The sequence below is a fragment of the Pseudomonas sp. GV071 genome (assembly GCF_003050835.1).
Classification (GTDB): Bacteria; Pseudomonadota; Gammaproteobacteria; order Pseudomonadales; family Pseudomonadaceae; genus Aquipseudomonas.
This window is the reverse complement of sequence record NZ_QAOJ01000011.1, coordinates 18,933-44,611: the sequence shown is the minus strand read 5'-3', so window position 1 is coordinate 44,611 and position 25,679 is coordinate 18,933. Positions and strand designations below refer to the sequence as shown.

Sequence of the window (25,679 nt, the reverse complement as noted above, 5' to 3'; positions counted from 1 at the left end):
GCCATGGCGCTGACCCGCGATTTCAAACAGACCATCGCCGAACGGGTTGAACGTGAGCCTGAGTTCGCCAAATCCCTGCTCGATGAAGCAGCGTCGCTGTTTCTCAATGGTGAGCCTGATGTAGCGCGCCTGATCCTGCGCGACCTGGTCAATGCCACCATTGGCTTCGAACAATTGGCCGCGCAAATCCGCAAGCCGAGCAAAAGCCTGCACCGCATGCTGTCACCGACGGGCAACCCGAGCATGGACAACCTGGCGGCGATTTTTAATGCCCTGCGGATCAGCCTGGGGCTGCACATTGAGGTGCGTGGGGTGCCGGCGGTTTAATTCCAGGGTAGTTGCACCCAGACCCGTAGGGCGAAGGCTCGCCCTACGGAGTGTGATGCTCAGTTTTGCGGGGTGCCGACGTAATCCATCTTGCCGACTTCCACGCCGTTATGGCGCAGCAAGGCATAGGTGGTGGTGACGTGGAAGAAGAAGTGCTGCAGGCCGTAGGTCAGCAGGTACGACTGGCCGGTGAACTTGCGCTCTTTCGGCGTGCCAGGGCGGGTGACGATTTCACGTTCTTCGTTGCCGTCGACCATGGCCGGGGTGAAGGTGGCCAGGTAGTCCAGGGTTTCCTTGAGCAGGGCTTGCAGCTGTTCGAAGCTGGTTTCCACGTCGTCGTGTTTTGGCACGTCGATGCCGGCCAGGCGCGACGGTACGCCACGGGCGAAGTCGCAGGCGATCTGCACTTGGCGGGTCAGCGGGAACATGTCCGGGAACAGGCGCGCCTGGAGCAGGGCGTTGGGGTCGATGTTCTTGGCGCTGGCGTGGGCTTCGGCCTTGTGCAGCACGGCGCTGAGGCTGCTGAGCATTTGTTTGAAAACAGGAACGGATGCGGCGTACAGAGAAATGGTCATGGCAGTCTCCGGTTGAAGGTGGCGGGAGTATACGCGTGCCGAATTGGCAACGGTGACGTCAGCCAAGGCGCAGGGTGAAAAGCCTAAATTTCCTCGGCTTTCTGACGTCCCATCAGGCAACACCCTCTCTTTTTGCGAGTTGCCCGATGATGCACACCCTGCCACTCCCCAACGGCCGCTGCCTGCATGGCGACGAAAGCGCCGATGCCCTGCACTTGCAGCTGGATTTGCACGAGCCCATTCATGTGCGGCTGACCACGGGCGAGCCGTTGCAGGTGACGGCCAGCGAGGTCTTGTCGGCGCAGGCGTTGTGGCTGGTGAGTTACTGGCTGTTTGCCCGCGACCAGGCCTGCCAAACCCTGAACTGGGTGCTGCCGGCGGCGCCGGTCGATGCCTTGCAAAGCGGCTTGTTGCTAGGAGCCGCGGACGGTGCACTGCGCACCGAGCGCACGCTGTTCTGGCAGTTGCCCGGGCCGTGGTTGCTGGCCGGGCAGGGCGCTGCTTATCCGCAGCAGTTGATCATCAGTGACGGCAAGCGCCATCCCCGGCGGCCGGCCAAACCGGTGGGCGAGTTGTACCGCCGTTTCGATGCACGCCTGGGCCAGTGGATTTCCTTGCGCGCGCTGGATATCGACAGTGACCTCGAGCGCTTCAGCCGCTGGCAGAACAGCCCGCGGGTACTGGAGTTCTGGCAGGAAGGCGGCACGCTGGAGCAGCACCGCCAGTACCTGGAAAAACTCGAGCGCGACCCGCACACCCTGACCCTGATTGGCTGTTTCGACGAGCAGCCCTTCGCCTATTTCGAAGCCTATTGGGCCAAGGAAGACCGCATCGCGCCGTTCTATGCGGCGGACCATTACGACCGTGGCATCCACATGCTGGTGGGGGAAGACAGCCACCGTGGCCCGCACAAAGTCGCCAGTTGGCTGACTGCGCTGACCCATTTCCTATTCCTTGATGACCCGCGCACCCAGCGCGTGGTGGCCGAGCCGCGGGCGGACAACGCGCGGATGATCGGGCACATGCACAGCGCCGGTTTTCATTGCCAGAAGGAATTCGATTTTCCGCACAAGCGCGCGGCATTGATGGTGATCGAGCGTGAGCGTTTCTTTGAGCGCTGCGTGTTGCGCTGATCAGCTAGGTTGGGTTGAGCCGCAGGCGAAGCCCAACAGGCCGGCCAACGCCGGCGCTTGCCGGTCGCAAGAGTGAGCGGGTAGTGAGGTGAGGCAGTCCGTTGGGCTTCGTTTTGCTCAACCCAACCTACGTGCCGGCTTCAGCTTCGGCTTTGGCGACCTTGCGGCAATGCACCAGGGCATCGCGAATCATGAAATTCACCAGGGTCGGCGACACCCCGAGTTCCTTGGCGATGTCCTTTTGCGGCACGCCATGCAGGCGGTACATCTCGAAGGCGTAGCGGGTGCGTGCAGGCAACTGGCCGAGGGCATCGGCGATGTGTTCCAGCGTCGCGTAGTTGATGTGCAAGGCCTCGGGCGAGGCGTTGTGGGTGACCACATTCATGCCTTCTTCTTCGCTGCCGGCGTAGCGCTGTTCGAGCGCCTGTTTGCGGTAATGGTCGATGGCCAGGTTGCGCACGATCTGGAACAGGTAGCTGAGTTGGGCCTTGAACGAAGAGGTGATTTGCGGCGCCGAATGCAAACGGAAATAGGCGTCCTGGACCACGTCTTCGGCGCGTGAACGGCAGCCGGTAATGCGTGTGGCCACCTTGACCAGAATGGAGCGGTTGTCGACGAATGCTTGGAATAGGGGTGTATCGCACCTGCTTGTGGACAGTTGTTCCGTCATGGAATTCACCTTGCTACCGAGGGCAGTTAAACGCTCGCAGGAGGCTGCCTGCGAGCGGGGTAACAAACTATGTCCAATGATAATGATTGTCAATTGCGAGCGATAATAGATTTCGCTTGGTTGCAGCGGCATGACGTCCAAGTGATTTTTCCGTGGCACCCACTGCCGATAAAAACCGCCTAATTATTTTCCCTCGCCGTCCGTTCTCCACTGTGAAAGCCCGCGCAACCGGCCCGGGCACAACGGAGAGCGACCATGGTGTTCGATCGTGATGACGTGATTTTTCAGGTGGTGATCAACGGCGAAGAGCAGTACTCGCTGTGGCCTGACTACAAGGCCATTCCTGCCGGCTGGCGTGCCGTGGGCATGAGCGGTTTGAAGAAGGATTGCCTGGCCTACATCGAGCAGCACTGGACCGATATGCGCCCCCTGAGCCTGCGCCAGAAGATGGACCAGGACGCTGTGGTCGCCTGAGCATGAACGCGCCCGCCACCCTGCGTTTGCTCTGCCTGCCGTACTCGGGCGCCAGCGCCATGTTCTACCACCGCTGGCGCAAACGCCTGCCGCAGTGGTTGCAGGTGCAGCCGCTGGAATTGCCCGGCCGCGGCCTGCGCATGGACGAAGCGTTGCAGTGCAACCTCAGCGCACTGGTCAACCAGCTCGCCGATGAACTCGCTGGCGATCTCGACAGCCCTTACGCCCTGTTCGGCCACAGCCTTGGCGGCCTGCTGGCGTTCGAGCTGGCCCATGCGCTGAAAGCCCGTGGGCTGCCCGAACCCTTGTGTGTGCTGATTTCCGCCACTGCCGGGCCAGCGCGGCGCGATGTCAGTGACTACCGCGAAGCCAAGTCCGACGCCGAGTTGATCGCCAAGCTGCGCAGCCTGCAAGGCACCCCGGAAGAGGCCCTGGCCAATCAGGAATTGCTTGATCTGATGCTGCCGATTCTGCGTGCCGACTTCCTCGTCGCAGGCAGTTACCAGTACCAACACCGCGCGCCACTGCAGGCGCCGATCCATGTGTTCGGTGGCAAGGACGACAGCATTGCCGTCGACGAGTTGCTCGACTGGCAAGGCGAAACCGCCAGCGGTTTTTCCCTCGACATGTTCGCCGGCGGCCACTTCTTTCTGCACACCCAGGAAGCACCGCTGCTGCGTTGCCTGCGCCGCTATGCCGAGCTCTACCTGCTGCGCCACTGCGCCCGGCAGAACCGCAGCATCCCCCGCGTCGCCAGTTAAACCCCAGCCCGCCCGTTTTCGCCCAGGAATCCACCATGCCTTCGTTCGAACTTCCCCGCACCCTGGTTCACGCCCTGCAACGCCGCGCCGCGCAACAGCCGGATGCACTGGCGTTGCGCTTTCTGGAGGGCGATGACGGCGAAGGGCGGGTGCTCAGCTATGCCGAGCTGGATGGTCGGGCGCGGACCATTGCTGCGGCGCTGCAAAGCCGAACGAAGCTGGGCGACCGTGCGGTGCTGCTGTTTCCCAGCGGGCCGGACTATGTCGCGGCGTTTTTCGGCTGCCTGTACGCCGGGGTGATTGCGGTGCCGGCCTACCCGCCGGAGTCGTCGCGCCATCAGCATCAACTGCGGTTGCTGTCGATCCTCGATGACGCCGAACCGCGCCTGCTGTTGACCAGCAGCGACCAGCGCGACAGCCTGCAGCACATCGACAACGCTCCCGAACTGCTGCTGGTCGATGACCTTGATCCAGCGCTCGCCGCCAGCTGGCAAGCGCCGGAGCTGCAGGCCGACGACATCGCCTTTCTGCAATACACCTCCGGCTCCACCGCCTTGCCCAAAGGCGTGCAGGTCAGCCACGGCAACTTGGTGGCCAACGAGCTGCTGATTCGCCAGGGCTTTGGCATTCAAGCGGACGACGTGATCGTCAGCTGGCTGCCGCTGTACCACGACATGGGCCTGATCGGCGGCCTGCTGCAACCGATCTTCAGCGGCGTGCCCTGCGTGCTGATGTCGCCAAAGGCCTTCCTCGAACGCCCCGTGCGTTGGCTGGAAGCCATCAGCCGGTACGGCGGCACCGTCAGCGGCGGGCCGGACTTTGCCTATCGGTTGTGTAGCGAACGGGTCAGCGCCTCGGCCCTGGCCACGCTCGACCTCAGCGGCTGGCGTGTGGCGTTTTCCGGCTCCGAACCGATTCGCCAGGACAGCCTGGAGCGCTTTGCACAAAAGTTCGCTGCCGGTGGTTTCAACGCCAGCAGCTACCTGGCCTGTTATGGCCTGGCCGAGGCGACGCTGTATGTCACCAGCGGCGTGCGCGGCGAGGGCATTCCAGCCCTGGGGGTGAGTGCCGAGGCGCTGACCCAGAACCGTATCGAAGCGGGCGGCGACAGCCTGTTACTCAGCTGCGGCACGGTGCGGCCATTGCACCAGGTGCGCATTGTCGACCCGGCGACCCTCACCGTACTCGGCGACAACCAGGTCGGCGAAGTCTGGGCCTGTGGCCCGAGCATCGCCCATGGCTACTGGCGCAACGCAGAAGCAACAGCGAAAAGTTTTGTCGCCCTGGACGGCCACACCTGGCTACGTACCGGCGACCTCGGCGCCTTGCGCGACGGCGAGCTGTTTATCAGCGGTCGGCTCAAGGACATGCTTATCGTCCGTGGCCACAACCTCTACCCGCAGGACATCGAACGCACGGTGGAAACCGACGTCAGCCACGTGCGCAAAGGCCGGGTCGCTGCCTTTGCCGTGCAGCAGGATGGTGAGGAGGGCATCGGCATTGCTGCCGAAATTGGCCGCAGCGTGCAGAAAAATGTGCCCGCCGAGGCGCTGATCAACGCCATTCGCCAAGCCGTTGCCGAGGCCTATCAGGAAGCGCCGCGTGTTGTCGTGCTGCTCAACCCCGGCGCCTTGCCGAAGACCTCCAGCGGCAAACTGCAACGCTCGGCCTGCCGCCTCGGGCTGGATGACGGCAGCCTCGACAGCTACGCGCAATTTCCCGCCGATACGGCCGCCCGCGTTCCGGGCGAGGCCATCGAAACCGATCAGTTGCAGGCGCAAATCGCGGCCTTGTGGGCCGAGCACCTGCACGTGCCCAACGTGGCGCCCAAGGACAACTTTTTCCTGCTCGGCGGCAACTCCATCGTCGCCGCGCAACTGATGGCGCAACTGCGTGATCAACTGGGCGTGAACCTGGAACTGCGTCATCTGTTTGAAACCCGCCACCTGGGCGGATTCGCCAGCAAGGTCGCCGAACAACTGGCCCAAGGTGGCGCCGCAGAGGGGGCAATTCCCCGTCTGTCACGCCAGCAGAATCTGCCGCAATCAGCGGCGCAGAATCGCCTGTGGTTCCTCTGGCAGTTGGACCCGGACAGCGCCGCCTACAACATTCCCGGTGGCCTGCACCTGCGTGGCGAGCTCGACGACAACGCCCTGCGTGCCAGTTTCGCGCGCCTGATTCAGCGCCACGAAGCGCTGCGCACGGTGTTCCTCGAAGAGGGCGGTGAGGCGCTGCAACGCATCCAACCCAGTGCTGATCTGCACCTGCGCGAAGTCGACCTGCGCCACCTCAGCGGCACTGAGCAACAGGACGAAGCCGCGCGCCTGCGTGAGCAAGAAGCCAACGCGCCGTTCGACCTTACCCATGGCCCGTTGCTGCGGGTCACCCTGCTGCGCCTGGCCGATGAGGAGCAGCAATTGCTGGTGACCCTGCACCACATCGTTGCCGATGGCTGGTCGCTGAACGTGTTGCTCGACGAATTCTCCCGCCTGTATGCCGAAGCCTGTGGCGGCCAACCCGCCGACCTGGCGCCGTTGCCCCTGGGGTATGCCGACTTCGCCAGTTGGCAGCGCCAATGGTTGGCGGCGGGCGAAGGCCAGCGGCAACTGGCCTATTGGACCGCACAGCTGGGTGATGAAGCCCCGGCTCTGCAGCTGCCGCTGGATTACCCGCGCAGCGCACAACGCCAGCACAGCGCCGCGCGGTTTACCTGGAAGCTCGACGACGCCCTCAGCCAGCGCCTGCGTGAAATCGCCCGGGGCCAACAGGCGACGCTATTTATGCTGTTGCTCGCCGGCTTCCAGAGCCTATTGCTGCGCCACACCGGGCAAACCGACCTGCGCATTGGTGTGCCGGGTGCCAACCGTCAGCGCCTGGAAACCCAGGGCCTGCTCGGCTTCTTTATCAATACCCTGGTGCTGCGTGGCCAGCTCGATCCACGCCAGCCGTTTACCGAGGTGCTGACCAACGCCCGCGCCGCCACCCTCGAAGCCCAGGCCAATCAGGACCTGCCGTTCGACCAACTGGTGCAGGCGCTGGGCGGAACAACCCCGTTTCAGGTGATGTTCAACCACCAGCAGCGCGACCTCAGCAGCCTGCGCCGCTTGCCGGGTTTGCTCGCCCAGGAACTGCCGTGGCACAGCCGCGAAGCCAAGTTCGACCTGCAACTGCACAGCGAAGAAGACGCCCGTGGGCGCCTGACCCTGTCGTTCGACTACGCCGACGAGCTGTTCAGCGCCGCCACCATTCAACGCCTGGCGCAGCGCCTGGTGAGCCTGTTGCAGCAAGTGGCCGAACAGCCGCAGCTGGCAGTGGGCGCCATCGAGTTAATGAGTGCGGATGAACAGCAGCAACTGGCCGAGTGGAACCGGGCGCCGCTGCCTTCCCCAACCCTGCTACTGCCGCAGTGGCTGGAGCAGCACCGTGCGGATGACATCGCCTTGCTCTGGCAAAACCAGCGCTTCACCTATGGCCAATTGCACGCCGAGGCGAACAGCCTGGCGCAGCAGTTGCGTGAGTTGGGCGTGGGCCCGGATGTGCGCGTAGCCATCGCTGCCGAACGCTCGCCCGAGCTGCTGGTCGGCCTGCTGGCCATCGTCAAAGCCGGCGGCGCCTATGTGCCGCTGGACGCCGATTACCCCCGCGAGCGCCTGGCCTACATGCTCGAAGACAGCGGCGCCACGCTGCTGCTGACTCAAGCACATTTGCGTCACGCATTGCCGGTGCCTGCACAGGTGCAGGTGCTCGAACTCGCCCCCGTAGGCAGTGCTGCTCGCACCGTTGCGCTAACCAGCACCCCTTACGCGGTAAGCGGCGACAACCTGGCCTATGTGATTTACACCTCCGGTTCCACCGGCCAGCCCAAAGGCGTCGGCGTCACCCACGCTGCGCTGGCCGAGCGCCTGAGCTGGATGCAGGCTACCTACCAACTGGATGCCAGCGACGTGCTGATGCAGAAGGCGCCGGTGAGTTTCGATGTGTCGGTGTGGGAATGCTTCTGGCCGCTGATCACTGGCGCGCGTCTGCTGATGGCTGCGCCCGGCGAACACCGTGACCCCCAGCGTCTGGTGCAGTTGGTGCGCGAACATGGGGTGACCACGTTGCACTTCGTGCCGCCGCTGTTGCAGCTGTTTGTGCAGGAGGCTGATGTCGTCCATTGCAACAGCCTGCGTCGGCTGTTCTCCGGTGGCGAAGCGCTGCCGGCCGCCTTGCGTGATCGGGTGCTGGCGGCCTTGCCGACTGTGGCGCTGCACAACCGTTATGGTCCGACCGAAACCGCCATCAACGTCAGCCATTGGCACTGCCAGGCCAGCGACGGCGAGCGCTCGCCGATAGGGCGGCCGCTGGGCAATGTGCTGTGCCATGTGCTGGATGCCGAGTTGCAGCCGGTGCCGGTCGGCGTAGCGGGGGAGTTGTGCATCGGTGGCGCCGGTCTGGCCCGCGGTTATCTCGGGCGGCCGGGGCTGACCGCTGAACGTTTTATTGCCGACCCGTTGGGCGAACCGGGCGCGCGTTTGTACCGCACCGGCGACCGGGTGCGTTGGGGCGCCGATGGCGCGCTGGAGTACCTCGGCCGCTTGGACCAGCAAGTAAAACTGCGCGGCTTCCGCATCGAGCCGGAAGAAATCCAGGCGCGGCTATTGGCCGAAGCCGGCGTCGGCCAGGCCGTGGTGGTGATTCGCGACGGGCACGCCGGGGCGCAGTTGATCGGCTACTACACCAGCACGGTCGACACCGATGAAACCGTGCAAAGCCAACGCCTGCTCAGTGCCCTCAGCGCCCAGCTGCCGGACTATATGGTGCCCAGCCAGTTGCTGCGCCTGGCGCACATGCCACTCAGCCCGGCGGGCAAACTGGACCGTCAGGCCTTGCCGGAGCCGCTGTGGCAACAAGGCCAGCACATTGAACCGAGCACACCGTTGCAGGTGCAGATCGCGGCAATCTGGCGCGAGGTGTTGGGCCTGCCGCAAGTGGGCCTGGCCGATGATTTCTTCCAGCGCGGCGGGCATTCCTTGCTGGCCACCCAGATCGTCTCCCGCACCCGCCAGGCCTGCGATGTCGAGCTGCCGCTGCGGGTCTTGTTCGAGGCCAGCACCCTGCAAGCGTTCAGTGCGCAGGTCGCCGCCGCGCAAGCCGCCGGGCAGCGCAACAGCCAGCAGGCCATCGCCATTGTCGACCGCAGCCAGCCGTTGCCGCTGTCCTATTCGCAGCAGCGCATGTGGTTCCTCTGGCAGCTGGAGCCGGACAGCCCGGCCTATAACGTCGGCGGCCTGGCCAAGTTCACCGGTGCCTTCGACGTGGCGCGTTTCGAAGCGGCGTTGCAGGCGCTGATCCAACGCCACGAAACCCTGCGCACCACCTTCCCGAGCCGCGACGGCATTGCCTGGCAGCAGGTGGCGCCGCAGTCCAACGTGCAGCTCGGTTGGCAGGACTTTTCCAAGCTGAACGCCGCCGAGCGCCAGCAGCGTTTGCAGCAGTTCGCCGATGCCGATGCCCACCAGCCCTTCAACCTGGAGCGCGGCCCGTTGCTGCGCGCCAGCCTGGTCAAATGCGCCGAGCGTGAGCACTACCTGGTGCTGACCCTGCACCACATCGCCACCGAAGGCTGGGCGATGGACATCTTCGCCCGTGAGCTGGCGGCGTTGTACGAGGCCTTTGTCGATGAGCGCGAATCGCCGCTGGCTCCGCTGCCAGTGCAGTACCTCGACTACAGCCAGTGGCAGCGCCAGTGGATGGAAGCCGGCGAGCGCCAACGGCAGTTGGACTATTGGCTGAAGCAACTGGGCGATGAGCACCCGGTGCTAGACCTGCCTGGCGACCGTCCGCGTCCGGCGCTGCAGAGCCACCGCGGCGAGCTTTATCGTTTCGACCTGAGCAGCGACCTGGCCCAGCGCCTGCGCGCGTTCAACTCCGCCCATGGCCTGACCCTGTTTATGACCATGACCGCCAGCCTGGCCATCTTGCTGCAGCGCTACAGCGGCCAGAGCGACCTGCGCATCGGCGCCCCCGTGGCCAACCGTATTCGCCCGGAAAGCGAAGGGCTGATCGGCGCCTTTCTCAACACCCAGGTGCTGCGTTGCCAGGTGGATGGGCAACTGACCGTGCTGCAACTGCTGGAGCAGGTGCGCCAGACCGTGATCGACGGCCAGTCGCACCAGGACCTGCCGTTCGACCACCTGGTGGATACCCTGCAGCCACCGCGCAGTGCGGCCTACAACCCGTTGTTCCAGGTGATGTGCAACGTGCAGCGCTGGGAGTTCCAGCAAACCCGCGAGCTGGCGGGCATGAGCGTGGAGTACATCGCCAACGATGCGCGGGCCACCAAGTTCGACCTCAACCTGGAGGTCACCGACCTCGACCATCGCCTGGGCTGCTGCTTTACCTACAGCTGCGACCTGTTCGATGAACCGCGCATCGCGCGCATGGCCAGCCACCTGGTCAACCTGCTGGACGCCATGCTCGCTACCCCGCAACAGCGTCTGGCCGAACTGCCGCTGCTGACGGCAGACGAGCAGCAACACCTGCTCGCCAACCTCAGCGAAGAAGCCGGCGAGCACGCCCTGGATAACACCGTGCACGCACTGTTCGCCGCCCAGGCTGCAGCCACGCCGACTGCTCCGGCGCTGACCTTCGCCGGGCACACCCTGAGCTACGCCGAACTGGACGCCCAGGCCAATCGCCTGGCCCATTGGTTGCGCGAGCAGGGCGTTGGTCCGGAGGTGCGGGTAGGGCTGGCCTTGCCGCGTTCAACCGAGTTGGTCGTGGGCCTGCTGGCCATTCTCAAGGCCGGTGGCGCCTATGTGCCGCTGGACCCGGAATACCCGCAAGAGCGCCTGTACTACATGATCGACGACAGCGGTATTCGCCTGCTGCTGGGCCAGGCCGAGCTGTTCGACAGCCTCGGCGAATTGCCGGCTAGGGTACTGCGTTGCTGCCTGGCCGAGCTGGACCTCTCCGGCTACCCCAGCGCTGCGCCGGACGACCGCAGTTCACCGCTGCACCAGGCCTATCTGATCTACACCTCCGGCTCCACCGGCAAGCCCAAGGGCGTAGTGGTCAGCCAGGGCGAAATCGCCATGCATTGCCGCGCGGTGATCAGCCGTTTTGGCATGCGCCCGGACGACTGCGAGCTGCACTTTTATTCGATCAACTTCGATGCGGCCAGCGAACGGCTGCTCACGCCGTTGCTGTGTGGCGCCCAGGTGGTGCTGCGGGCGCAAGGCCAATGGGATGCGCAAGAAATCTGCGCGCTGATCCGCCAGCACCAGGTGAGCATCCTCGGTTTCACCCCCAGCTATGGCAGCCAACTGGCGCAGTGGCTGGCAAGCCGTAACGAGCAACTGCCGGTGCGCCTGTGCATCACCGGCGGCGAGGCGCTGACGGCCGAACACCTGCAGCGCATTCGTGGCGGCTTTGCCCCGGCGCAGTTCTTCAACGCTTATGGCCCCACCGAAACCGTGGTGATGCCGTTGGCCAGCCTGGCGCCGGAGCAGATGCCGGAGGGTGCCAGCAGCGTGGCCATCGGCAACGTGGTCGGTGCCCGCAGCGCTTACGTGCTGGACGCCGACCTGGCGCTGGTGCCGCCCGGTTCCACGGGCGAGCTGTATATCGGCGGCGCCGGCCTGGCCCGTGGTTACCACGCACGGCCCAGCCTGAGCGCCGAACGTTTTGTGCCTAACCCATTTGCCAACAGCGCGACGGGTGGGCGCCTGTACCGTACCGGCGACCTGGTGCGCCAACGCGCCGATGGTTTGCTGGAATACGTCGGCCGCATTGATCAACAGGTGAAGGTGCGTGGTTTCCGTATCGAATTGGGCGAGATCGAGGCGCGGCTTCTGGAGCACAGTGCCGTCGACCAATGCGTGGTGCTGGCCCTTGATGGGGCCAGTGGCAAGCAACTGGTGGCCTATATCGCCAGCGCCGTGGCCAGCGCCGACAGCGAGGCGCAACAAGCCTTGCGCGACAGCCTGAAACGCCATGTGCTGGCGCAGTTGCCCGAGCATATGCTGCCGACCTTCACGGTACTGCTGCCAAGCCTGCCGCTGACCGCCAACGGCAAGGTCGAACGGCGCGCCTTGCCGGCGCCGGACCAGGAGCAGAACCGTCAGCACTTCGTTGCCCCCCGCAGCGCCATGGAGCACAGCCTGGCGACGATCTGGCGTGAGGTGCTCAACGTTCAACAGGTGGGCCTGGCGGACAATTTCTTCGAACTGGGTGGCGACTCGATTCTGTCTATTCAAGTGGTCAGCCGTGCCCGCCAGCAGGGCATCCATTTCAGCCCGCGCGACCTGTTTCAGCACCAGACCGTGAAAGCGCTGGCCAGCGTTGCCAGCCATCAGCAGCAGGTGCTGAGCGAGCAGGGCGCGTTGAGCGGCGAAGCGCCACTGACGCCGATTCAGCAGTGGTTCTTCAGCACGGCAATGGCCACGCGCAACCACTGGAACCAGTCACTGGTGCTGCAACCACAGCAGGTCTTGGACGTTGGGCTGTTGCGCAAAAGTATGCAGCGCCTGGTTGTGCAGCACGATGCCCTGCGTCTGCGTTTCAGCGACGCCGCTGGCCACTGGCAAGCGCACTACAACGCCGATGCCGGCCATGAGCCGGTGCTTTGGCACGCCCAGGTGAAAGACTTCAACCAGGCCGAGCGGCTGTTTGCCGATGCCCAGTGCAGCCTCGACCTGCAACAAGGCCCGCTGCTGCGAGCGCTCTTGCTGGATGGGCCGGGCGGTGCGCAGAAATTGCTGATCGCCATTCACCACCTGGTGGTGGACGGGGTGTCCTGGCGGGTGCTGCTCGACGACCTGCAAAGCACCTATCGGCAACTGCACGCGGGCCAGAGCGAGGTGCAACTGCCGGCAAAAACTACCTCGATGGGCGAGTGGGCGGCGCGGCTGACGACCTATGCCAGCAGCGAGTCGCTGCGCGAGGAACTTGGCTGGTGGCAACAACACTTGAGTGGACCGGTGGCTGAGCTGCCGGGCGTGCGCCGTGACGGCAGCCACCGCGAGCGTGATGCACAAACCATCAGCCTGCGCCTGGATGCCGAGCGCACCCGTCAGTTACTGAGCGAGGCGCCAGCGGCCTATCGCACCCAGGTCAACGACCTGCTGCTGACCGCCCTGGCGCGCGTGCTCTGCCGCTGGACCGGCGAGCCTTCAACCCTGATTCAGCTGGAAGGCCATGGCCGCGAAGCGCTGTTTGATGAGTTGGACCTGACCCGCAGCGTCGGCTGGTTCACCAGCGCCTACCCGCTGCGTTTGCAGGCGCACGCCGACCTCGGCACGGCGCTGAAAGCCACCAAGGAACAGCTGCGCAACGTGCCGCACAAAGGCCTCGGCTATGGCGTGCTGCGCTACCTGGCCGACCCTGCCAGTTGCGCCGCCATCGCGGCCTTGCCCAAAGCCAAGGTGACCTTCAACTACCTCGGCCAGCTCGACCAGAGCCCAGCAGGCGAGGCCTTGTTGCAGTTGCTAGACGACCACCCCGGTGCCATCCACGCCGCCGATGCGCCGCTGCCCAATGAGCTGAGCATCGACGGCCAGGTGCTCGGCGGTGAACTGCAACTGCGCTGGACCTACAGCCGCGAGCGCTTTGACGAGCACAGCGTGCACGCCCTGGCGCAGGACCTGATCAACGAACTGCACGGCCTTATCGAGCACTGTCTGCAGGCCGGCAACGGTGGCTTTACGCCGTCAGACTTCCCCTTGGCCCACCTTAGCCAGGATCAGCTCGACCAGTTGCCGGTACCGGCGGCGCAGATCGACGACGTCTACCCGCTGACGCCGATGCAGGAAGGCCTGCTGCTGCACACCCTGCTGGAGCCGGGCACGGGCATCTATTACATGCAGGACCGCTACCGCATCAACAGCGCCCTCGACCCCGCGCGTTTCGCCCAGGCCTGGCAAGCGGTAGTGGCCCGCCATGAAGCGCTGCGGGCCTCGTTTGCCTGGAATGCTGGCGAGGCCATGCTGCAGATCATCCATAAACCCGGCGCCGCCGAACTGGATGTGCTGGACTGGAGCGACCTGCCTGCTGAGGAACACGAAGCGCGTCTGCAAGCGCTGCACAAAAGCGAGCGCGAAGCCGGTTTCGAACTGCTGCAACGGCCGCCGTTCCACCTGCGGCTGATCAAGCTGGAACAGGCGCGTTACTGGTTCATGATGAGCAACCACCACATCCTGATCGATGCCTGGTGCCGTGGTTTGCTGATGAGCGATTTCTTCGAAATCTACGCCGCCCTCGCTGAGCAGTGCGCGCCGCAATTGCCACTGGCGCCGCGGTACCGCGACTACATCAGCTGGCTGCAACGCCAGGACCTCAACCAGGCGCGGCACTGGTGGCAAGCCAACCTGGCCGGCTTCGAACGCCGCACCCATATCCCCAGAGACCGGCCGATTGTGCATGACCACGCCGGCGACAACGGCGGCATGCTGGTCGGTGACCGTTACACCCGTCTGCTGGCCAGCGAAGGCGCGCAGTTGCGCGAGTTGGCGCAGCGTCATCAACTGACCGTCAACACCTTTGCCCAGGCTGCCTGGGCGCTGGTGCTGCGCCGTTACAGCGGCGAGCGTGACGTGCTGTTTGGCGTCACCGTGGCCGGGCGCCCGGTGGGCATGCCGGACATGCAGCGAACCGTTGGCCTGTTTATCAACAGTGTGGCGCTGCGGGTGAAGGTGCCGGCACCCGGTGAACAGCGCAGTGTGCGTGACTGGTTGCAGGGCTTGTTCGCCGGCAACATGGACCTGCGCGAGCACGAGTACCTGCCGCTGGTGGCGATTCAGGAATGCAGCGAACTGCCCAAGGGCCAACCGCTGTTCGACAGCCTGTTCGTGTTCGAAAACGCCCCGGTGGAAAGCGGCGTACTCGACCAGGCGCAAAGCGTGAATGCCACCTCCGACTCCGGTCGCACCCACACCAACTTCCCACTCACCGTGGTCTGCTACCCCGGCGATGACCTTGGCCTGCACCTGTCCTACGACCAGCGCTATTTCGAGGGCGAGACCATCGAGCGCCTGCTGGGCGAATTCAAACGCCTGCTGCTGGCCCTGGCCGAGCACTTCCATGGCGACATGGCCGAGCTGCCGCTCCTGGGCGCGGCCGAACAGCAGTTGCTGACCGAGACCTGCAACCAGAGCGAACGGCACTACCCGCTGGAGCAAGGTTACGCGCGCCTGTTCGAAGCGCAGGTGGCCGCCGCGCCGCAACGGGTGGTCGCCAGCTACCTTGACCAGCAATGGAGCTACAGCGCCCTCAACCAACGCGCCAACCGTCTGGGCCATGCCTTGCTCGCCGCCGGGGTGAAGATCGACCAACCGGTGGCCCTGCTGGCCGAGCGCAGCCTCGACCTGCTGGGCATGATTGTCGGCAGCTTCAAGGCCGGCGCCGGCTACTTGCCGCTGGACCCCGGCCACCCGGTACAGCGCCTGACGCGCATCATCGAACTCAGCCGCACGCCGGTGCTGGTGTGCAGCCGTAGCTGCCGCGAGCAGGCGCAGGCCTTGCTGGAAGAACTCGGTTGCAGTGGGCGTAGACCGAAGCTGCTGGTCTGGGATGACGTGCAGGCCGGGCCGTGGCCTGGCAGTAATCCAGGGGTGTACAGCGCGGCCAATAACCTCGCTTACGTGATCTACACCTCGGGCTCCACCGGCTTGCCGAAAGGGGTGATGGTCGAGCAGGCCGGCATGCTCAATAACCAGCTGAGCAAGGTGCCGTACCTGCAACTCGGGGCGGACGATGTGATCGCTCAGACCGCCTCGCAAAGCTTCGATATTTCCGTTTGGCAATTCCTCGCCGCACCCTTGTTCGGCGCCCGCGTGGCCATCGTTCCGAATGCCATCGCCCACGACCCACAGGCCTTGCTGGCGCATGTCGCCGAGCAGCGCATCAGCGTGCTGGAAAGTGTGCCGTCGCTGATCCAGGGCATGCTCGCGGAGGAGGTGCAGCACGACCTGCACACGTTGCGCTGGATGCTGCCAACCGGCGAAGCCATGCCACCTGAGCTGGCGCGCCAATGGTTGCAACGCTTCCCGGCCGTCGGCCTGGTCAACGCCTATGGTCCGGCGGAATGCTCGGACGACGTGGCGTTCTTCCGCGTCGACCAGGCGTCGACGCAAAGCACCTACTTGCCTATCGGCAGCCCCACCGACAACAACCGCCTGTATTTGCTGGACGAGGCGCTGGAACTGGTGCCGCTGGGGGCCGTGGGTGAACTGTGCGTGGCGGGTACCGGCGTCGGTCGTGGCTATGTCGGCGACCCGCAACGTACCGCGCAAGCCTTCGTGCCCAACCCGTTTGCGCCCGACGAACGCCTGTACCGCAGCGGCGACCTGGCGCGGCGGCGGGCCGATGGCGTGCTGGAATACGTCGGACGTATCGACCACCAAGTGAAGATTCGCGGCTTCCGTATCGAGCTGGGGGAAATCGAAGCGCGCTTGCACGAGCAGGCCGACATCCGCGACGCGGCGGTGGCCGTGCAGGAAGGGCCGACGGGCAAATACCTGGTTGGCTATCTGGTCGCCAGCGCCGCCCAACAAGCAGATTCACCAGGCGCGCAAGTGCTGGAACAGGGCCTGTGGTTCGAACAGATCAAACAGCGCCTGCGCAGCGACCTGCCGGACTATATGGTGCCGCTGCACTGGCAGGTGCTCGAACGCCTGCCCCTGAACGCCAACGGCAAACTCGACCGCAAGGCTTTGCCAGCGTTGGATTTCGGCAGCCTGTCGGGGCAGACCTACGTGGCACCGCGCTCGGAGCTGGAACAGCAACTGGCCGAGATCTGGGCGCAGGTGCTGAAAGTTGAGCGGGTAGGGGTGCACGACAACTTCTTCGAGTTGGGTGGGCATTCGTTGTTGGCGACGCAGATTGCTTCGCGAGTGCAGAAGGTGCTGCAGCGCAACGTGCCGTTGCGGGCGATGTTCGAGTGCAGCTCGGTGGCGGAGTTGGCGGAGTACGTGGGGGGGCTGGATAGTCAGGTGGTGGCAGAGCGCAAGGCGGAGAAAGTAGAGGATTTGATGGCGAGGTTTGAAGCGATGTGATTTTTTGAGTGCGGATAAGTGGCGGCGTTCTTCTGCCAACAGCGCTCCCCGACCTAGGCCTTCGACCACAGCAAACTCAACACTCGAGGCTGAAGCCTCTCCCACACGGACCGAGCTGTTTGTGGGAGCGGCTTCAGCCTCGATGCTTTTGAACGCCCGCTTTTTCTTTCAATGCCTAAAAAGCATGTTTTTTATGCCTTTCGCGGCATAAAAATAAAATATCGTTAAATAACAGTGACTTAAAAATAGTAATTCCATAACGTTATTACAAAATAGGAAAAAGTTACTTTTTGAGATAAGCCCTTTCCCCAATCATTGCCCCCAACACCTTAAGACCGCTCTGCAATGGCCTTTTTGCCCTGTCGAGTGCTCGTTGGCCACTGTGCTGTTGGCTAACGAAGTAAGCAATCCCAAGGAGTTTTACATGGGCAATGTTCAAACCGCCGCGACAACGCAGCGGCTGTGGCAGCAGACGCCGGCCAGTGCCGATCTGGTCGATCTCGGCCATCGCCATCGCGAGCCATTGGCGCACAGCCGTCGTCATCACGTCGCTCCGGTCGGCGCCCTGAGTCGTCGGGAAAAAGTGTTGTTGGCGATCCTCGCTGTGGTCGCCCACGGGGGCCTGATCTATTGGCTGAATCAGCAAAGCACACCGCCGTTGCCGGTGGTGCCGCCGGAGATTCCGCCGATGGAAATCGAGTTCACCCGGCCGGCACCGCCGGTGGTGGAACCGCCTCCACCACCACCTCCGCCGCCACCGGTTGTGGAGCCACCACCACCCGTGGTGGATGAGCTGGCCGCCAAACCTGCGCCCAAACCGATTCCGAAACCGAAACCGGCACCACCGCCCAAGCCTGTACCGAAACCGGTCGAGCCACCACCGCCAGCGCCAACACCCCCTCCGGTAGCCGCGCCAGCACCGACACCCGCTCCACCAGCGCCACCGGCACCACCTTCGCCGCCATCATACGCGGCGTATTTGAAGAACCCGCAGCCGGAGTACCCGCCCCTGGCACAGCGGCGCGGTTGGGAAGGCACGGTGTTGTTGCGCGTTCGGGTACTGGCCAATGGCAGCCCGGCGGAGATCCAGATTCAAACCTCCAGCGGCCGTGAGCTGTTGGATAAGTCAGCGATACAAGCGGTAAAGCGTTGGACCTTCGTGCCCTCCAAGCAGGGCGGCCAGGCCATCGATGGCTGGGTCGTGGTACCGCTGGAATTCAAGATGCCGCGGTAACTGCAGCTCCGAATACGCATCAGCAGAAATTTACAGAATTAGAAAATTACAGAGAGAGTTGAATCATGAGCTTACTGGCCACATCCCCCCTCGAATCTATTGAAAGCGCGGTCATCTGGCTGCTGGTCGGCTTCTCCGTGCTGACCTGGGGCCTGGCCCTGTTGAAGGCCCTGCAGTTCGGCCGCCTGAAGCGCCAGGACCGCAAGTTCCAGAAGCTGTTCTGGGGCGCCTCCAGCCTGGATGGCGCGGCCGAGTTGGTGAATGCCCAGCCGGGCGCAGTATCGCGTGTGGCCCAGGCCGGCTTTGGTGCTATCCAGGTGCATGAACAAGCCCAGGACCTGAGCCAGGCGATCAACCACCAGGACCGCCTCGAGCGTGCCCTGCGTCAGCAGATCCAGCGTGAGCGCCGCTCCCTGGAATCGGGCTTGGCAGTGGTCGCTTCGATCGGCAGCACCTCGCCCTTTATCGGTCTGTTCGGCACCGTGTGGGGCATCATGGAAGCCCTGAAAGGTATCAGCGCCGCCGGTTCCGCCAGCCTGGAAACGGTAGCTGGTCCTATCGGTGCAGCCCTGGTTGCCACCGGTGTGGGTATCGCCGTCGCGGTACCGGCGGTGCTGGTTTACAACTACTTCCTGCGTCGCCTGAAACTCAACTCCGCCGACCTCGACGATTTCGCCCATGACTTCTACAGCCTGGCGCAGAAGTCCGCGTTCAAACTGATCCAGCTGCCAGGCGGCAAAGCCCCTGCGCAGAAAGTGAAGGAGGCGTCGTAATGGCCTTCTCCACTCAAGACAGCGATGAAGTACTCAGCGAGATCAACGTAACGCCACTGGTGGATGTGATGCTGGTGCTGCTGGTGGTGTTCATCGTTACCGCGCCGCTGCTGACCAACGCCATTCCGATCAACCTGCCGAAGACCGAAGCGGTGGCGCCGGTCGAGCAGAAAGATCCGCTGGTGGTAAGCATCGACGGCGACGGCAAGTTCTTCATCAACAAAGACGAAGTTCAGCTGGAACTGCTGCAAGGCAACCTGGAAACCGCCAAGGCCAAAGATGCCGAACTGCGCGTTCAGCTGCAGGCCGACGAGAAAGTGGACTACGGCCAGGTGGCTAAGGCCATGGCTTCGATCGAGCGGGCAGGAATTACCAAGCTCTCGGTCATTACCGCGCGCTAATCAAAACAACCGGTTTTGGTCGCCCTTCTTCAGGCAGGGGCAGGGCGGCCTATTTTCTTCTGCTAGTGAAGGTTAAACAGCATCGCGGCTGAAGCCGCTCCTACGAGGCTGCACAATCCGTAGGAGCGGCTTTAGCCGCGATAGGGCAAACCTCGCTCCCGAGTCTTAAGGATCCCCATGACCACCACCCTGTATATCTCCCCCGGCGCGTGCTCGTTTGCCGCCCATGTTGTTGTGCATGAACTGGACTTGCCGATTCAGGTGGAGCGCGTGGTGTTGCGCACGGCGGACTCGCCGATTCACCAGATCAACCCCTTGGGTCGGGTGCCGGTGTTGCAGTTGGATGATGGCCGGATCATTACCGAGAACAGCGCGATTCTGCCGTTCCTGGCTGACCTGAAACCGGCGACTACCTTGTTCGCGCCGGTGGGCAGTGTGGAGCGGGCGCAGATTCAGAGTTGGATTGGCTATCTGGCTTCTGAGGTGCATGTGGGTGGCTTTCGGCCGTTGAATCGGCCGGAGCGTTACAGCGCGGATGAGGGCGCCCATGCCGGGATTCGGGCGCAGGCGTTGGAGCAGCTTTACGCGGCGTTTGCGCATATTGATCGGCACTTGCAGGGCCAGGAATTTCTGGTTGCAGAGCGCTACACCATTGCTGATGCGTACCTGGGGGTGTTTGCCGGGTGGGCAGGGCGGGTAGGTGGCAAGCTGGACGAGCTGCAGGCGTTGACGCGGTTTCGTGAGGCGTTCAAGGCGCGGCCGGCGGTGAAGCAGGCGTTGGTGGCGGAGGGGTTTTAAGACTCGAAGGTCTTCATTCGCTCACCTACGGAGTACCGTCAAATCACCGTTCGCGCATGGCTTCCGAGCGCGCTTTGAGTACGGGTTTGAGCAGGTAATCCAACACGCTCTTGTGCCCGGTCACGATCCCGACATTGGCCACCATCCCCGGAATAATCAGCAACGGATGTTCATCGGTGCCCAGATGGTTTTTATCGGTGCGCACTTGAATCAGATAAAAGCTATTGCCCTTGTCGTCCGTCACCGTGTCCGCAGAAATCAGCTCCAGCTTGGCTTTCAGCCCGCCATAAATCGTGTAGTCATACGCGGTGAATTTCACCATCGCATTCTGTCCAGGGTGCAGAAACGCCACGTCCTGCGGGCGGACTTTCGCTTCGATCAGCAGGTTGTCTTCCAACGGCACCACTTCCAGCATGTCGCTACCCGGCTGCACCACGCCGCCGATGGTGTTGATCTTCAGGGTCTTGATGATCCCGTGCACCGGTGAAACCACGGTGGTGCGGGTGACCCGGTCGTCGATGGCGACGCTGGTGGCGGTGATTTTCTGCAGTTCGGTGCGTTTTTCGTTGAGCTCTTTCGAGGCGTCGGAACGAAAGGCCAGGTCGGATTCCTGCATTTTGCTTTTGATCTCATCGATGGCCGCTTCGGCGCGCGGAATGGCCAACGAGGTGGAGTTCAACGAACCGCGGATTTCCACGGCGCTGCGGCGCAGGCGGAGGATTTCCACTGGCGAAATCGCGCCGGTGCCCACCAGCGGTTCGGACATGTTCAGCTCTTGTTGCAGCAGGCCGAGGCTGGAGCGGTATTGCTCGACCTTGGAGCGGAATTCGGCCAGTTCCTGGGTTTTCTGCCGCAGCTGTTCGTTGAGGGTGCGCTGTTCGCTTTCCAGGTGTTTTTTCCGCGAGCTGTACAGCGCCAATTCGTCGGCCGCCAGTTGCGGGGCCTTTTCCAGAATGTCGGGGGAGAGCGCCATCGGCCGCCCTTCGGCTTCGGAAGACAGGCGCTCGACCCGCGCCACCAGCGCCAGGCGATCGGCTTCGGTTTCGCCACGGTTGGAGAGAAAACGGGTGTCGTCCAGGCGCATCAGTTTGTCGCCCTTGTTCACCATCTGCCCTTCGCGCACGAAGATCTCGGTGACGATGCCGCCTTCGAGGTTCTGGATCACTTGCACCTTGCTCGAGGGAATGGCTTTGCCCTCGCCGGTGGTGACTTCATCGAGCACGGCAAAGTGCGCCCAGCCGAGGGCGGTGAGCAGCAGGGCGCAGGTGGCCCACAAGGTGATGCGTGACAGCCAGGGGGAGTCTTCGCGGACCACGCCGTCGACTTCCGGCATGAACTCGGTGTCCTGCTTCTTCTGCCGCAGGCTGGAAAAATAGCCGCGTGGGGGTTGGCTCAGGTCCATGGGATTCCCGTTACACACTCAATTCGTTGACGTCACACCGAGGCCTGGCCAATGCGGCCTTTGCGCAGGGCATCGATGACTGCTTCTTTCGGCCCGTCGGCCATCACCTGGCCGTTGTCGAGCACCACCAGGCGATCGACCAGGCTGAGCATCGAGGTGCGGTGGGTGATCAGCAGCACGGTCTTGCCCTGGACCCAGGTTTGCAGCTTGGCTTTCAGTGCTTCTTCGCTGGCGTTGTCCATGGCGCTGGTGGGTTCGTCGAGCACCAGAATCGGTGGGTCGAGCAGCAGTGCGCGGGCCAGCAGTACGGCTTGGCGCTGGCCGCCGGAGAGCAGTTGGCCGCGTTCACCCACCGGTCGTTCGAAGCCTTGCGGGTGCGCCCGGGCCAGCTCGTTGACGCCGGTCATCTCGGCCACTTCCAGCATCCGTGCGTCGCTGACGTAGCGGGCGCCGAGGGTCAGGTTGTCGCGCAGGCTGCCAGACAACAGCGGCAAGTCGTGGGCGACGTAACCGATCTGGTGGCGCAGGTCGGCAACGTCGAGTTGGCGCAGGTCGAGGCCATCGAGCAGCAGTTGGCCTTCTTCGGGGGTGTAGAAACCCATGATCAGCCGCGCCAGGGTGCTTTTGCCCGAGCCGCTGCGGCCGATGATGCCGATGCGTTCGCCGGCCTGCATGTGCAGGCTGGCACCGACCAGGGCCGGGGCGCTGGCGCCGGGGTAGGTGAAGCTGACTTTGTGCATGTCCAGCGCGCCCTTGAGGTGGGTGCGCTCCAGCGGACGCTGCTTGGCCTGGCGCTCTTGCGGCATGCTCATCATCGCGTCGGTGCTGCGCATGGTGATTTGTGCTTGCTGGTAGCGGGTGATCAACCCGGCGATCTGTCCCAGTGGCGCCATTACCCGGCTGCCGAGCATGTAGGAGGCAACCAGAGCGCCGACGCTGAGGTTGCCGTCGATGATGCAATACACCCCGGCGATGATCGTCGCCATGCCGGAGAACTGCTGCAGAAACAGCGTGCCATTGGTGGCCAGGGCCGACAGGTTGCGCGCGTGGGCATCCAGGCGGGTCATGGCGCCGTGGGTGGTTTCCCATTTGTGCTGACGCTCGCTTTCGGCGCTGCAGGCTTTCAGGGTTTCCAGGCCACTGAGGGTTTCGATCAGCAGGGCTTGGCGCTCAGCACCCAGGGCCAGGCTTTTCTGCACCGTGTCGCGCAGGCGTGACTGGATGATCAGGGCAAAACCGATGGTGATGGGGAAGGCCAGCAGCGGGATTATCACGATCCAGCCACCGAGCAGGCCGATGACGATGATCATCAGCAGGGCGAAGGGCAGGTCGATGATGCTGGTCAGGGTTACGGCGGTGAGAAATTCACGCAGGCCCTGGAAGTCGTGGATGCTCTGGGCAAAGCCGCCGACGCTGGCCGGGCGGGCGATCATGGACATGCCCGTGATGCGTTCGAACAGGGTGGCCGACAGCACCACGTCGGTTTTCTTGCCGGCGACATCCAGCAAGTGCGAGCGCAGCACCCGTAGCAGCAGTTCGAAAATCGTGCCCAGCAACAGGCCGATGGACAGTACCCACAAGGTCGCGGTGGCCTGGTTGGGCACCACCCGGTCGTAGGTTTGCATCACGAACAGCGGCACCATCATGCCCAGCAGGTTGATCAGCAGGCTGGCGAGAATGGCGTCGGCGTACAGCCAGCGCGATAGCTTCAGGGTGTCGCGAAACCACGCCTCGACCCTTGGCACCAGCGGGGTGCGCAAGTCTTCCAGTTCGTGGCGGGGGCGGGCGAACAGCGCCTGGCCGGCGTATTCGTTTTGCAGCTGCTCGCGGCTGACCCATTGCTCGCCGCCTTCGGCCTCGCTGGGCAGAATCAGCGCCTGATTGTTCGGCCCCCATTCACGCAACACGGCGCAGCGCCCGCCTTTGAACAGCAGCAGCACCGGCAGGTTGAGGGCGGAAATGGCTTTCAGTTCCCGGCGCAGCAAACGTGCTTGCAGACCGGCGCGGGCTGCGGCGCGGGGCAGCAGTTCGGGGCTCAGGCGTTGTTCGGGCATCGGCAAGCCGGCGCTCAGGCTGCCGCGGCTGGCGGAGCAATTGTGCAGGTTGCAGAGGATCAACAACCCGTCGAGCAACGGGTCGTCATGGTCTAACCGCGGATCGCCGGAGGGGCCGGCCCGTTCCATGGTGGTCACAGTCTTGCTACTCCTGATTCAGACCTTGAGAACTCGGCTGACTGCTGTGTGAACACACCGTTGTAGAGGGGTTCAGACAATCGTCGCCGGACTTCAAACGTCGGGGCTGATACATACGCTATCGAGTAGGTTGGGTTGAGCGCAGCGAAGCCCAACAGGCCGGCCAGAGGCCGGCGCTTGTCGGTCATCTGGCTTACGCGTAGCGGTCTTGAGGCGGGCAGGTAGTTCGTATCTGTCCCTCAGGAGACCTTCACGCGGAGCCCTCTGGGCTCCCTGTTGGGTTGCGCTGCGCTTAACCCAACCTACGTAACGGCGTGCGCTTTACGCACGGGGTTATTTCATCGCAGGTAGTTGCGCTGTGCTCTTCACGTCGTTGAGGGCGGTGGCTTCGGTTGGCAGCACGGTGCCTTGTTTGTGTAGCAGGTCGCCCATGGCCGATTGCAGGCGGTACATCGAGAACTCTTCGGTGTAGCGCACTTCGACGTAGCGGCGGTTGGCGGTGAACAGCTCGTTTTCACTGTCGAGCAAGTCGAGCAGGGTGCGTTGGCCGAGGCCGAACTGGTCCTGGTAGGCCATGCGCACACGTTTGGTGTAGTCGGCGTAGTCGCGCGCTTTCGGGGTTTGCAGGCGGGCGTTCTGCATGGCGTTCCAGGCCAGCGAGAGGTTTTCGTTGATCACCCGCAGGGCATTGTTACGGATGTCCATGGCCTGGTTGATCTTGTAGGCCGAGGACTGCAGGTTGGCTTTGTCGCGGCCGCCGTTGAACAGGTTGTAGGTCATTACCACGCCGGCCCGCCAGGAGTTGTCGTGGCCTTCATCACCGGCGGTGTTGTTGTTGGCGTTAGCGGCCAGTTCGGCGTCCAGGCGTGGGTAGAAGGGCGACTTGGCCACTTCGTATTGTTTCTCGGCGGCGTTGACATCGGACTGCGCCGATTTCAGCAGCGGGTTGTTGTCGATCACCGTTTGCCGCGCGCTGGCGAGGTCTTCCGGCACCTGGCCTTTGATCGAGGCGGGTGTTTCCAGCTCGTCGGGCATGCGGCCGACGGCGCTAAAGAAGTTGGCCTCGGCGTCGGCCAGGTTCACTTCTTCGGTGTACAGGTTGTTGGCCGCCAGGGCCACACGAGCGGCGGACTGGTCGGTGTCAGCCGCGCTGCCCACCCCACGTTCGCTGCGCAGGCCAATCTGGTCACCCATGCGTTGGTGGGCCTGCAGGTTGTTTTTCGCCAGTGCCACCATCTCGCGGCGCTTCAATACTTCCAAGTACACCTCGATGGTGCGCAGGGCCAGGTCTTCGGCGGTGCCTTGAATGTAATACGCGCGCGAGTCGACCACGGCTTCGGTGCGGGCCACTTCATTGGGGGTGTTGAAGCCATCGAAAATCATCTGGCGCAAACGCAGTTGCGAGGTGCCGTACGTCAGTTGCTCCTTGTTGTGTCCGGTCAGCCCACGGGTGGTGGGGTTGTCGGTTTCCTCACGGCCGTAGCCGGCAATCGCATCGACAACGGGCAGGTAACCACCCTTGGCAACCTTGACTTGCTCCAGGGTGGAGCGGCGGTCGTTGATGCTGGCTTGCAGCTCAGGGTGGGTGTCGATGGTGCTTTGGATGGCTTCGGACAGACTCATGGCCTGCGCTTGAGCGCAGACCAAAGCCAGCAGCACGCTGCTCCACAAGGGGGTTAGTGCAGGCATGGGTACTTCTCCAGATGTGTGTGTTGTGTTGGTTTCGCCAATAAATTGGCTTATATGCCCAATGAACCGTTTCAGGCTTGTAACATCACAGCTAAGAACATCTTTAGAAGAAGCTAAGAAATTTTTGGAACAAGTCTTATGAACAAAAAATCTTATGCAGTGTGTGAAAACGAGCACATTGTTTTTGCCTGCAAGTCACGTTTTTCGGGGTCTGTG

General features: G+C 63.4%; 14 protein-coding genes. 9 read left to right on the top strand and 5 right to left on the bottom strand.

Features of this window, described 5'->3' with window-relative positions; all coding sequences use genetic code 11:
* Positions 1-3: 3 nt before the first annotated feature.
* Positions 4-327, top strand: coding sequence for a DNA-binding protein (locus tag C8K61_RS20020; protein ID WP_108098059.1), 324 nt, complete (start codon positions 4-6; stop codon positions 325-327).
* Positions 328-386: 59 nt separating this feature from the next.
* Here C8K61_RS20020 and C8K61_RS20015 read toward each other — a convergent pair whose 3' ends face one another.
* The gene (locus tag C8K61_RS20015; protein WP_108098058.1) at positions 387-902 is read right to left on the bottom strand and encodes a DUF1993 family protein; all 516 of its coding nucleotides are present in this window, start codon (positions 900-902) and stop codon (positions 387-389) included.
* Between the two features lie 146 nt (positions 903-1,048).
* Here C8K61_RS20015 and C8K61_RS20010 point away from each other — a divergent pair, with 146 nt between their 5' ends.
* The gene (locus C8K61_RS20010; RefSeq protein WP_108098057.1) at positions 1,049-2,035 is read left to right on the top strand and encodes a GNAT family N-acetyltransferase; all 987 of its coding nucleotides are present in this window, start codon (positions 1,049-1,051) and stop codon (positions 2,033-2,035) included.
* A gap of 127 nt (positions 2,036-2,162) precedes the next feature.
* Here the strand turns inward: C8K61_RS20010 and C8K61_RS20005 are convergent, their stop codons facing one another.
* Positions 2,163-2,705, bottom strand: a complete 543-nt coding sequence (locus tag C8K61_RS20005) for an RNA polymerase factor sigma-70 (protein ID WP_108098056.1) — start codon at positions 2,703-2,705, stop codon at positions 2,163-2,165.
* A 255-nt stretch (positions 2,706-2,960) separates the two neighbouring features.
* On the opposite strand from C8K61_RS20005, the gene C8K61_RS20000 reads away from it, so the two are divergent.
* The 7 genes from C8K61_RS20000 to C8K61_RS19970 all read left to right on the top strand — a co-directional run bounded on the left by C8K61_RS20000 (position 2,961) and on the right by C8K61_RS19970 (position 20,180).
* Complete coding sequence (locus C8K61_RS20000) at positions 2,961-3,179, top strand: MbtH family protein (protein WP_108098055.1); 219 nt, start codon at positions 2,961-2,963, stop codon at positions 3,177-3,179.
* A gap of 2 nt (positions 3,180-3,181) precedes the next feature.
* A complete protein-coding gene (locus C8K61_RS19995) occupies positions 3,182-3,940 on the top strand; it encodes a thioesterase II family protein (RefSeq protein ID WP_108098054.1) in 759 nt (252 codons plus the stop codon).
* A 35-nt stretch (positions 3,941-3,975) separates the two neighbouring features.
* Positions 3,976-16,974 carry a non-ribosomal peptide synthetase gene (locus C8K61_RS19990; RefSeq protein WP_108098053.1) on the top strand — a complete coding sequence of 4,333 codons (12,999 nt, stop codon included), beginning with the start codon at positions 3,976-3,978 and terminating at the stop codon, positions 16,972-16,974.
* Positions 16,975-17,398: 424 nt separating this feature from the next.
* On the top strand, positions 17,399-18,208 hold the full coding sequence (locus C8K61_RS19985; RefSeq protein ID WP_108098052.1) for an energy transducer TonB: 810 nt from the start codon (positions 17,399-17,401) through the stop codon (positions 18,206-18,208).
* A 65-nt stretch (positions 18,209-18,273) separates the two neighbouring features.
* Entirely contained in the window at positions 18,274-18,981 is a 708-nt protein-coding gene (locus tag C8K61_RS19980; protein ID WP_108098051.1) for a MotA/TolQ/ExbB proton channel family protein, read from the top strand.
* A complete protein-coding gene (locus C8K61_RS19975) occupies positions 18,981-19,382 on the top strand; it encodes a biopolymer transporter ExbD (protein ID WP_108098050.1) in 402 nt (133 codons plus the stop codon). Before C8K61_RS19980 ends, C8K61_RS19975 begins: the two co-directional genes overlap by 1 nt.
* Before the next feature lie 177 nt (positions 19,383-19,559).
* The gene (locus C8K61_RS19970) at positions 19,560-20,180 is read left to right on the top strand and encodes a glutathione S-transferase N-terminal domain-containing protein (protein ID WP_108098049.1); all 621 of its coding nucleotides are present in this window, start codon (positions 19,560-19,562) and stop codon (positions 20,178-20,180) included.
* Positions 20,181-20,223: 43 nt separating this feature from the next.
* Here the strand turns inward: C8K61_RS19970 and C8K61_RS19965 are convergent, their stop codons facing one another.
* The 3 genes from C8K61_RS19965 to C8K61_RS19955 all read right to left on the bottom strand — a co-directional run bounded on the left by C8K61_RS19965 (position 20,224) and on the right by C8K61_RS19955 (position 25,463).
* Positions 20,224-21,582, bottom strand: coding sequence for an HlyD family type I secretion periplasmic adaptor subunit (locus C8K61_RS19965; protein ID WP_108098048.1), 1,359 nt, complete (start codon positions 21,580-21,582; stop codon positions 20,224-20,226).
* Positions 21,583-21,614: 32 nt separating this feature from the next.
* Positions 21,615-23,765 (bottom strand): type I secretion system permease/ATPase, encoded by a 2,151-nt coding sequence (locus tag C8K61_RS19960; protein ID WP_108098186.1) that lies wholly within the window; start codon positions 23,763-23,765, stop codon positions 21,615-21,617.
* Between the two features lie 342 nt (positions 23,766-24,107).
* Positions 24,108-25,463 carry a TolC family outer membrane protein gene (locus C8K61_RS19955; protein ID WP_108098047.1) on the bottom strand — a complete coding sequence of 452 codons (1,356 nt, stop codon included), beginning with the start codon at positions 25,461-25,463 and terminating at the stop codon, positions 24,108-24,110.
* Positions 25,464-25,679 lie beyond the last annotated feature (216 nt).

What these genes read in the sequence shown, in the direction of transcription:
- C8K61_RS20010 (WP_108098057.1), top strand. Translation starts at nt 1,049, where the DNA reads ATGATGCACACCCTGCCACTCCCCAACGGCCGCTGCCTGCATGGCGAC.
- C8K61_RS19970 (WP_108098049.1), top strand. Translation starts at nt 19,560, where the DNA reads ATGACCACCACCCTGTATATCTCCCCCGGCGCGTGCTCGTTTGCCGCC.
- C8K61_RS19980 (WP_108098051.1), top strand. Translation starts at nt 18,274, where the DNA reads ATGAGCTTACTGGCCACATCCCCCCTCGAATCTATTGAAAGCGCGGTC.
- C8K61_RS19955 (WP_108098047.1), bottom strand. Translation starts at nt 25,463, where the DNA reads ATGCCTGCACTAACCCCCTTGTGGAGCAGCGTGCTGCTGGCTTTGGTC.
- C8K61_RS20015 (WP_108098058.1), bottom strand. Translation starts at nt 902, where the DNA reads ATGACCATTTCTCTGTACGCCGCATCCGTTCCTGTTTTCAAACAAATG.
- C8K61_RS19965 (WP_108098048.1), bottom strand. Translation starts at nt 21,582, where the DNA reads ATGGACCTGAGCCAACCCCCACGCGGCTATTTTTCCAGCCTGCGGCAG.
- C8K61_RS20005 (WP_108098056.1), bottom strand. Translation starts at nt 2,705, where the DNA reads ATGACGGAACAACTGTCCACAAGCAGGTGCGATACACCCCTATTCCAA.
- C8K61_RS19975 (WP_108098050.1), top strand. Translation starts at nt 18,981, where the DNA reads ATGGCCTTCTCCACTCAAGACAGCGATGAAGTACTCAGCGAGATCAAC.
- C8K61_RS19990 (WP_108098053.1), top strand. Translation starts at nt 3,976, where the DNA reads ATGCCTTCGTTCGAACTTCCCCGCACCCTGGTTCACGCCCTGCAACGC.
- C8K61_RS19995 (WP_108098054.1), top strand. Translation starts at nt 3,182, where the DNA reads ATGAACGCGCCCGCCACCCTGCGTTTGCTCTGCCTGCCGTACTCGGGC.
- C8K61_RS20020 (WP_108098059.1), top strand. Translation starts at nt 4, where the DNA reads ATGGCGCTGACCCGCGATTTCAAACAGACCATCGCCGAACGGGTTGAA.
- C8K61_RS19960 (WP_108098186.1), bottom strand. Translation starts at nt 23,765, where the DNA reads ATGGAACGGGCCGGCCCCTCCGGCGATCCGCGGTTAGACCATGACGAC.
- C8K61_RS19985 (WP_108098052.1), top strand. Translation starts at nt 17,399, where the DNA reads ATGGGCAATGTTCAAACCGCCGCGACAACGCAGCGGCTGTGGCAGCAG.
- C8K61_RS20000 (WP_108098055.1), top strand. Translation starts at nt 2,961, where the DNA reads ATGGTGTTCGATCGTGATGACGTGATTTTTCAGGTGGTGATCAACGGC.